Source organism: Staphylococcus sp. EG-SA-14 (assembly GCF_017151935.1).
Classification (GTDB): Bacteria; Bacillota; Bacilli; order Staphylococcales; family Staphylococcaceae; genus Staphylococcus; species Staphylococcus aureus.
This window is the reverse complement of sequence record NZ_JACVZM010000010.1, coordinates 74,781-84,030: the sequence shown is the minus strand read 5'-3', so window position 1 is coordinate 84,030 and position 9,250 is coordinate 74,781. Positions and strand designations below refer to the sequence as shown.

The 9,250-nt window shown below is 32.3% G+C and carries 10 protein-coding genes, 2 tRNA genes and 1 rRNA gene; all 13 read right to left on the bottom strand.

Annotation, left to right across the window (positions count from 1 at the left end; genetic code table 11):
• Positions 1-64 (bottom strand): 16S ribosomal RNA (locus IDG63_RS07825); the annotation flags it as partial.
• 118 nt (positions 65-182) lie between these two features.
• Positions 183-256 (bottom strand) — tRNA-Gly (locus IDG63_RS07820).
• 21 nt (positions 257-277) lie between these two features.
• Positions 278-360: transfer RNA gene (locus IDG63_RS07815), tRNA-Leu, on the bottom strand.
• 646 nt (positions 361-1,006) lie between these two features.
• Positions 1,007-1,462, bottom strand: a complete 456-nt coding sequence (locus tag IDG63_RS07810) for a SprT family protein (protein ID WP_001058111.1) — start codon at positions 1,460-1,462, stop codon at positions 1,007-1,009.
• Positions 1,455-3,605, bottom strand: a complete 2,151-nt coding sequence (locus IDG63_RS07805) for a Tex family protein (RefSeq protein ID WP_000370139.1) — start codon at positions 3,603-3,605, stop codon at positions 1,455-1,457. The genes IDG63_RS07810 and IDG63_RS07805 overlap by 8 nt, the downstream gene beginning before the upstream one ends.
• A 433-nt stretch (positions 3,606-4,038) precedes the next feature.
• Positions 4,039-4,809: an RNA polymerase sigma factor SigB gene (gene sigB, locus IDG63_RS07800; RefSeq protein ID WP_001041107.1), complete on the bottom strand. Its 771-nt coding sequence runs from the start codon at positions 4,807-4,809 to the stop codon at positions 4,039-4,041.
• A complete protein-coding gene (gene rsbW, locus IDG63_RS07795; protein WP_001190829.1) occupies positions 4,784-5,263 on the bottom strand; it encodes an anti-sigma B factor RsbW in 480 nt (159 codons plus the stop codon). The genes sigB and rsbW overlap by 26 nt, the downstream gene beginning before the upstream one ends.
• Before the next feature lies 1 nt (position 5,264).
• Entirely contained in the window at positions 5,265-5,591 is a 327-nt protein-coding gene (locus IDG63_RS07790; protein WP_001052491.1) for an anti-sigma factor antagonist, read from the bottom strand.
• 118 nt (positions 5,592-5,709) lie between these two features.
• On the bottom strand, positions 5,710-6,711 hold the full coding sequence (locus IDG63_RS07785; protein WP_000390829.1) for a SpoIIE family protein phosphatase: 1,002 nt from the start codon (positions 6,709-6,711) through the stop codon (positions 5,710-5,712).
• A gap of 348 nt (positions 6,712-7,059) precedes the next feature.
• Entirely contained in the window at positions 7,060-7,422 is a 363-nt protein-coding gene (locus tag IDG63_RS07780) for a type II toxin-antitoxin system PemK/MazF family toxin (protein ID WP_000621175.1), read from the bottom strand.
• Complete coding sequence (gene mazE, locus IDG63_RS07775) at positions 7,419-7,589, bottom strand: type II toxin-antitoxin system antitoxin MazE (protein WP_000948331.1); 171 nt, start codon at positions 7,587-7,589, stop codon at positions 7,419-7,421. The genes IDG63_RS07780 and mazE overlap by 4 nt, the downstream gene beginning before the upstream one ends.
• 84 nt (positions 7,590-7,673) lie before the next feature.
• Positions 7,674-8,822 (bottom strand): alanine racemase, encoded by a 1,149-nt coding sequence (gene alr, locus IDG63_RS07770; RefSeq protein WP_000130547.1) that lies wholly within the window; start codon positions 8,820-8,822, stop codon positions 7,674-7,676.
• A gap of 65 nt (positions 8,823-8,887) precedes the next feature.
• Positions 8,888-9,247, bottom strand: coding sequence for a holo-ACP synthase (acpS, locus tag IDG63_RS07765; RefSeq protein WP_000581202.1), 360 nt, complete (start codon positions 9,245-9,247; stop codon positions 8,888-8,890).
• Between the last annotated feature and the right edge of the window lie 3 nt (positions 9,248-9,250).

Here is a 9,250-nt window from a genome sequence, read left to right as displayed (position 1 = left end):
CGACTTGCATGTATTAGGCACGCCGCCAGCGTTCATCCTGAGCCAGGATCAAACTCTCCATAAAAATTATGATGTTTGATTAGCTCATAAATACTAAATAATGTTTGTAACTTATAGTTACGTTTTTGGAATTAACGTTGACATATTGTCATTCAGTTTTCAATGTTCATTAAAATTATCTATGGAGCGGGTGATGGGAATCGAACCCACAACATCAGCTTGGAAGGCTGAGGTTTTGCCATTAAACTACACCCGCTTATTTAATTAAGAATTTTGATGCGGCCGAGAGGACTTGAACCTCCACGGGATTTCTCCCACTAGGCCCTCAACCTAGCGCGTCTGCCATTCCGCCACGACCGCGGATATAGGCATTTAAAACATCTTCGTTTTTCAGAACGTTATTTATTATATTATGTTTGAAAATATTTGTCAATAACTTTTAATCGTTTTTTTACATTAAATTAATTTGTGTTATCAGTTGTTAACACAACGCTATTTATAATAAAACATTAAGAACTTATTGTCAACATATTTTATAAATTAAATTTAGAATTGACTGTCTTTCAAATCAAAGTTTATTTAATTTGTTCTTTTTTAAGGAACGTGTTTAATCATACTAACTATAAGCTGTACAGTCAATAGAAAAGTTCAATCAAAATGTCATAAAAAATGTATAATTATCTTTTGTGCTACTTTAAAGCTTTAATTGGGTAAAGTTTATATATTAATTATTACTAAAATACGCCAAGATTTTTAATCTAATCATTTTAATTTCATCCTATCAAGCCACAATTTATGCCATTACCTATATCATAAGTAGAAAAGCCGAGATTGCGAAGTATTAAATTACGACAATCTCGGCTTTAAACATTTTATAAACACAATTTCTTCTTATTCAATTACTATGTTTACCAATCAAAATAACTCACTGATAAATTTTATATAAATTCCATACAACTCATAAATAATCTTACATATACACGAATTAGCTCTATTTGTATTGTACTTATTTCAATTGTCTTTTCATTCTTAATTTTCCATTGCAATGTCCGCAACGCATACGATTCGTATCAACTTTACGGATACGTATATATTTTGCATGACATTTAGTGCAATAATATTCATAATTCGCCCGTTGTTGATAGCTTTCAATGCTGTTACAAAATCTAGGTGCTCCAACCTGTTGGCTCAATCGTTTAAAATCTTGATCTTTATGTTGATAACCTTTACCAGCGATATGCAAGTGATAATGACACAGTTCGTGCAGTATAATTTTTACAACAGCATCTTCTCCATAATGCTCATATTGTTTTGGATTAATTTCAATATCATGGGACTTTAAAAGATAACGTCCGCCTGTTGTACGTAACCTTTTATTAAAATATGCACAATGTCGAAACGTACGTCCAAATTTTTCTTCCGAAAGATTCTCAACCATTCGCTGAAGTTTGTCATTATTCATGTGGATCAATCATCGTTAATGATACTTTGTCTTTATTTTTGTCAATACTGTAAATCCAAACGTCAACGATATCACCAACACTGACAATATCCATTGGATTTTTTACGAACTTCTTAGAAAGTTTCGAAACATGGACAAGTCCATCTTGTTTAACACCTATATCTACAAATGCTCCAAAATCTACTACATTTCTAACTGTACCACTCAATTTCATTCCTTCTTGTAAATCTTCAATTGATAGCACATCGGATTTAAGGATTGGTGTTTCAAACTCGTCCCTTGGATCTCGATTAGGTGCTTTCAAGGATTTAATAATATCCTCTAATGTAGGTACACCGACTTGTAATTCAATCGCCAGTTCATCCATATTCAATGAATTTAATTTAGCTTTTAATGCATCACTACCTAAATCATTGCCACCAAATCCGAGTTTATCTAATAACTGATACGTTACTTTATAGCTTTCGGGATGAATCGATGTATTATCCAATGGCTCTGAACCGTCTACTATTCTTAAAAATCCTATACTCTGCTCAAAAGTTTTAGCACCCAAACGCTTAATCTTGCTTAACTCTTTATTATGCTTTATTGCGCCATTTTCTTCTCTATATGCAATTATATTTTTAGCAATTTGCGAACTTAGACCAGACACATATTGTAATAATGATGATGATGCTGTATTGACATCAACACCTACTTGGTTAACTGCTGTTTCAACAACGAAAGTTAATGCATTTTCTAGTGCTTTTTGATTAACATCATGCTGGTATTGTCCGACACCAATAGATTTAGGATCGATTTTAACTAATTCACTTAATGGATCTTGAACGCGTCGTCCAATTGATACGGCACTTCTTTCTTCCACTTGAAAATCAGGAAATTCATCTCTAGCAATTTCTGATGCTGAGTATACTGAAGCGCCCGCTTCATTGACAATGATGAATTGTACTGGCAACTGATGCTTTTTAATTAAATCTGCAACAAATTGTTCTGTTTCACGACTTGCAGTACCATTGCCAATTGCAATTAATTGCACATCATACGCTTTAACCATTTGTACAAAATCCTTCTCTGCTGCCTCTTTTTTAGAAACTGGTGGATGCGGATAAATCACACCTTTTGCTATAAAAGTACCGAATGGGTTAATGACTGCTAATTTACAACCTGTTCTAAATGCTGGATCTACGCCTAATATTTGTTTACCTTTCATTGGAGGTTGCAGTAATAGATTTCTTAAGTTTTCACTAAAAACATCTATTGCATGATTTTCAGCTTTTTCAGTTAAATCAGCATGGATTTCACGCTCTATCGAAGGGACAATTAAGCGTTTCAAGCTATCTTTAATCGCCTCTAAAATATAACTGCGATTTACATTATTATGATTGATTTCTTGACGTGCAATGAAATCCTCTACTGATGTCGTATCGAATTCAAACTTTACAGATAATACTTTCTCTTTTTCACCACGATTAACAGCTAAAACTCTATGATTAGCAATGCGTTTAATTGGCTCACTATATGCATAGTACATTTCAAAAATACCTTTTTCATCTTCAGCATTTTTCTTTTTAGATGTAGTTAACACACCTTGATGATACATATCTTTTAAAATTTTTGTTCTATATTTAGGATTATCTGAAATTTGTTCCGCAATAATATCTTGTGCACCTTTGATAGCATCTTCAACCGATTGCACTTCTTCATTTATAAACTGTTGTGCTTTTTCTTCAATTGAGACTTCATGTTTACGTGCCTTCATCCATATCGCTAATGGCTCTAACCCTTTACGTTTCGCCTCAGTTGCCCTTGTCTTTTTCTTTTGTTTAAAAGGCCTATATAGGTCTTCAACACGTTGTAATTTGTTCTGTTTTAAAATATCGTTCTTTAATTCCTCAGTAAGTAATCCTTGCTGTTCTATATTTTTGATAACTTCTTCTTTACGTTTTTGTAAATTGACCATATATTGGTATTCGTCATCAATTTGCTTTATTTGAACTTCATCTAGTCCACCAGTTTGCTCTTTTCGATACCTCGCAATAAATGGTACTGTATTTTTTTCTTCTAGCAGTGTTAATACTGCTTCAATTTGTTTTTTACTAAATTGATATTTCTCTATGATTGAATTAATCAATTGATTGTCCATTTACTTAACCCACACTTTTTCTTAAATTTACTCATTTATTTTAACATATTCTAAAATACTTCTATTAAGGTATGATACTTAATGTAATTTTCACTTCCAAAACATTTAAAACGAATGATTAGGTCATACTATATTTTAAAACGCACTAAGATTATTGAAAATGACACACCATCATTTCTAAATTTCATAATCTAAGACTACTTTTTTTATTCTAATAGCAATCCACCTATTTAAAACGACAATTAGATATCTTCTTCACTTAAATTATTAATACTATATCGCGACATTTATGTGGATACACATTAAACTACGTTAATAATGTATTAATTCGAAAATCTTAATTAAATTAAAAATACCCCTCGATTTCAATTTAATAATCAAGGGATAATTATATGGATTTTTCATTATAAAACGTATCATTAATAAGCAAATTCTATTTATGTGCTGCTTCTTGTAATTTCTTAATTGCCGTTCTTTGAAGTCGTGATACATGCATTTGACTTAAACCGATACGCTCACCTGTCTCTTTTTGACTCAAACCTTCAATAAACGTACATTGTATGATTTCTCGTTCGCGATCAGATAATATAGGTAATATTTTTTCTAAAATCATACGTTTTTCAGTTAAGTCATAATGGTCATCTTGTTGTCCCATAATATCTAATAGCGTAACAGTTGAACCATCTTTATCAGCTTCAATGGAATGATCAACACTTAACGCATTATAACTTTGTCCCATTTCCATTGCTTCTAACACTTCTTCTTCTGAGACTTCTAATCGATCAGCTATTTCACTGATAGAAGGTGAACGCTCTAATTCAGCGGTTAGTTCATCGCTCACTTTTTTGATTCTTGGCCCAATTTCTTTAATACGTCTCGGAACATGTACACTCCAAGTTTTATCTCGTAGATATCTTTTGATTTCACCGATTACAGTAGGTACTAAAAAGGCTTCAAACTTCCGTTCAAAGGACATATCGAATCTATTTATGGCACCTATTAAACCAACCATACCAACTTGAACTAAATCTTCGTGATGTGATTGTCCTTTAGAATATTTATATGCCAATGACTCAATTAGTTTTTGGTAATGTTTAACTAACTTATCCTGTGCATCTGTATTCTTATTTTCTTGGTGTTCTTTAATCCATTGGTTAATTTGCTCAGGTGAAACTTCATTAGCTGATTTCGACTCTTTCGCCATTATTTCGCACCTGCTCTTTTTTTATATACTTAGTCATACTGATTGTCACACCAGATTCTTTATATACTGTCACTTCATCCATTAAAGATTCGATTAAAAATAAACCTAGGCCACCTTCGCGTAAAAAGTCTATATTTTCGTCTTTATCGTAAGGACCTATTTTTGATTTAGTTGTTTCATAATCAAAACTGTCACCTTTATCAGAAATAACAATTTTAATTTTATCTTCTAAAATTTCAAAATATATGTTAATAATGCCTACATTGTTATTTTCTTTGTATGCATGTTTAACTGCATTTGTCACAGCTTCACTAACTGCAATCTTGGCATCTTCAATATCATCATATGTAGCACCAGCTCTCGAAAAAACGCCAGAAAGTGTTAAACGAATTAAACTTACATACTCTGCCGATGCTGGCACGCGCATTTCGATAAAATCTTCTTTAGATTGCATGTTATTCGACCTCCGTTCCTTCATTAACATGCATTAAATCCTTAAGACCAGTAATTTCAAATAGTCTACCGATACGATCTGACACACCTAAAATGTATAGCTCTTTATCATTTTGGTTTAATGCTTTTAATGTACCTACGAATAAACCTAAACCTGTCGAATCCATATAACTCACATTTTCTAAATTAACATAAATATCACGAGTTCCATCTTGTCTCATAGGTGTTAAAACCTCTTCTAATTCAGGCACAGTATAAACATCTAATTCTCCACCGACTTTAACTTCGTAAAATTTATCTTGAGTGGTTGTTTCTATATTAAGATTCATTTCATTACACTCCTACTTATTAAAAATATTTATCTTCATTTTAAGCGCTGTATCCACCATATTTATATTTCAAATTATTATATACCCATCGAAATAATTTCTAATCTTCTTTTTTAAATTAATTTACTCTTTTTATAATCAAAATAGTCATATCATCTTTTTTATTTGGGTTTTGAAGCTTTAAAATTGCTTCATAGATAATTTGAACAATATCTTGTGGGTGCATATGTTTATGTTTTTTAATATATTCTAAAAGTTTTTGTTTATCTATAAAGGTACCTTCACTATTTCTAGCTTCAGTCACACCATCCGTTAAAATGATAATTAAATCATCAAGGTATATTGGAATTTCTTGTTGTTGATATCGTGTTTGTGAACTGATTCCTAACACTCTACCTCTAACTGAAATTTCTTCAAATTCTTCTTTTTCAGCGCGATAAATATATCCAGGCTCATGACCAGCTGAACTACAATACAATAAATGGTTCATTTCTTCATATAAACCATAAAACATTGTGACGAACATATTTTGATTAATATTCTTTTCAACAACACGATTTAAACGTTTTAAACCATCACTCGGTAATTGTGAGTGTCCATAAGAATCCATGCCAAACTTTATCATACTCATTGCTAAAGCAGCTGGTATACCTTTTCCAATGACATCTGCAACAGCAAAGCTCATTGTGCCATCGTTATGGTCAATTAAATTAAAATAATCTCCACTTACTTTTTGTGCCGCCACTGAAATAACGCCAATTTGAATACTATCAAATTGTGGAATATCTGTTTTAAGCATTGTTTGTTGTAAGCTAGAAGCTAAGTCTATCTCTTTATCGTGAACTTGAAGTTTATCTACCAATCTTTGATAATCTCGATAACTATAACCAAAGCCTTTAACGATTTCTTGTAAGACATCTAATGTCTTGAACACATCTTCACGCGTTAAGTTTAACGTCAATATATAGTTTTTGTGAATATCGACAATGTCTTCAGGCAAGACGTCCTTACGAATCACTTCGTCAGTGTATTTCTCACACTTTTTTATCAATTCTACTTTATCTTGGCACGTTAAACTTTCATCAATTAAACCCTTATAATGTTGCTTAAATTCTTCCACGATTAGTTGCCTCCTCACTTCCCTTACAAAGCAAATGCTTAAGCAAGGATAATTATGATTCACTTACTAACATTTATTTAATTGCACTTATCAATTTTGTCGTTTGCAATTTTGCTGTAGATGATACTTTTAAGCTAAAAAAACTTTAGGATGGAATACCTAAAGCCTAAAAAACTTAAGACATCCTTTTATAATAAAAAATATGAATATCATAACTGGTATTTGCTAAAATCTTTGTTTATAAGAAAATTCTTCGTACAGAATTTAGAAATAGTTATAATTATTATAAAGTTATTGTCTTTTATATCAATATTTTATTTATCTCTGAAAAATACATATAATAGACGCCTAATTTTTCTGGTGAGCTACTGCATTCAGCCCTAAACTAATCATTAGTGCATTATCTACTTCTTTCATTTTATCATCGGATAAGTACGTCAGTTTTTCTTTCAATCGTTTTTTATCAAGTGTACGAATTTGTTCTAATAATATAACTGAGTCTTTATCCAATTTATACTTTTTCTTTTCAATCTCTACATGTGTCGGTATTTTCGCTTTATTAATCCTACCAGTTATTGCCGCAACAATAACTGTAGGACTATATTTATTACCAGTATCATTTTGAATTATGACTACAGGTCTGACTCCCCCTTGTTCAGATCCCTGTACTGGTGATAAATCTGCTAAATAAACATCTCCTCGTCTAATCATTCATTCGTTGAATTAGAAGATAAATATGTTTCGTTGCAATCGCATGCTTCACACTCTATCGGAAAAGCTTCGTTCGCTAGGGAGAGATTTAAATCAGCCATTTGTGAATATCCTTCTTTTAAAGATTGTTCTAAGCTATGACTTCTATTTTGACTAAAAGATAACATATGAGAACCTCCAATTGATTCCAAAAGTTATTAAATGACCTTTAATTACTCTAATGATAACAAATTTTATATGCACTGACCATATTATTTTAACAATTCATTTGTTACAAAACGTTGATCACCATCATGATAGATTCGCGGCAAACGTCTCGACAAGTTACAAAGCACTTCATAATTAATAGTATGTTGCTTTTCAGCTACCACCTCTACCGACTGTGGACTTTCTCTATGATTATCTATTAAAATCACCGAATCTCCAGCTTTAACTTGATCTGGCACTTTAACAATTGTCTGATCCATACATACGCGACCAATAACTTCGCATTGATGACCATTTACATTTACAAAGCTACCTTGCATTATGCGTAAATAGCCATCTGCATATCCAATAGGTAACAATGCTATTGTAGTTGGGTCAGTAGCTGTATAAGTTGCACCATAACTTACAGACTCACCCGCTTGTAGCGTCTTTGTTTGAACTACATTAGCAATTAATTGCACACTTGGTTTAAGGTGTACTTTAACTTTTTGCTGTACATACTCTGATGGATAATATCCATAAAGGGAAATTCCTGGTCTTATTGCATTACAGAATTGGCAATCCATTAATAGAGAGCCTGCTGAGTTCTGACAATGTATATATTCAGGTTTAATTGCTTCATTGACCATATCTTTAAAACGTTGATATTGTTCAGTTGTCATATCTCCTGGTTCGTCAGCACAGGCAAAGTGTGTAAACACGCCTTCAAATACAAGTTGCTCATATTGTTGAATGATTTCAATCACTTCTTGATACGTTTTAGTATCTTTAATACCTAAACGTCCCATTCCTGTATCTAATTTAATGTGCAACCATAACTTTTTCTCTTGCTCACCAGAAATGTTTTTAATTGCTTCTTTCAACCACTGTTTAGACGGAACCGTTAAGGCAACTCGGTGTTGTATCGCTTTATCAATATCTTTAGCTGGTAACACACCTAAGACTAAAATTTTAGCAGTAATCCCATGCATTCTAAGTTCTATCGCTTCATCTAACGTTGCTACAGCAAAAAATGTGGCGCCATTTTCCATTAAATGACGTGCTACTTTAACACTACCTAGTCCATAGGCATTGGCTTTAACGACAGCCATCACTGTTTTATTTGGATGCAATGTACTGAATACTTTGAAATTTGATGCAACAGCGTTTAAATCTACATTCATATACGCAGATCTATAATATTTATCCGTCATATTACTTCCTCCTGTAATTCCCACACGTTTTAAAACTAGATCTTAATTATCATTGTATAACAAATTTAAAATGCTGACTTTTCTAAAACAACTTGGCTCATCGCATAATGCTCAGTGTGTGAGATACTAACATGTACGATAAACCCTTCGTAATCAATCTTTGGTTTGCCAAGTTCGTCGTTGTAACAGTCTATATCGTTAAAAGCTACATGTTTTCCTAAGCCTGTGCCTAATGCTTTACTGAACGCTTCTTTTGTAGCAAACCTGCCAGCTAAAAATTCAATTTTACGTTGCTCATGTGTGAAATTGTTGAATTTGTGCTGTTCATTTTTAGTTAAAATCCGCTCAACCAATTTTGGTTGCTTACTATATAACAATTGTATTCGATCGATTTCGATTAAATCTACACCAATTCCATGTATCATTGA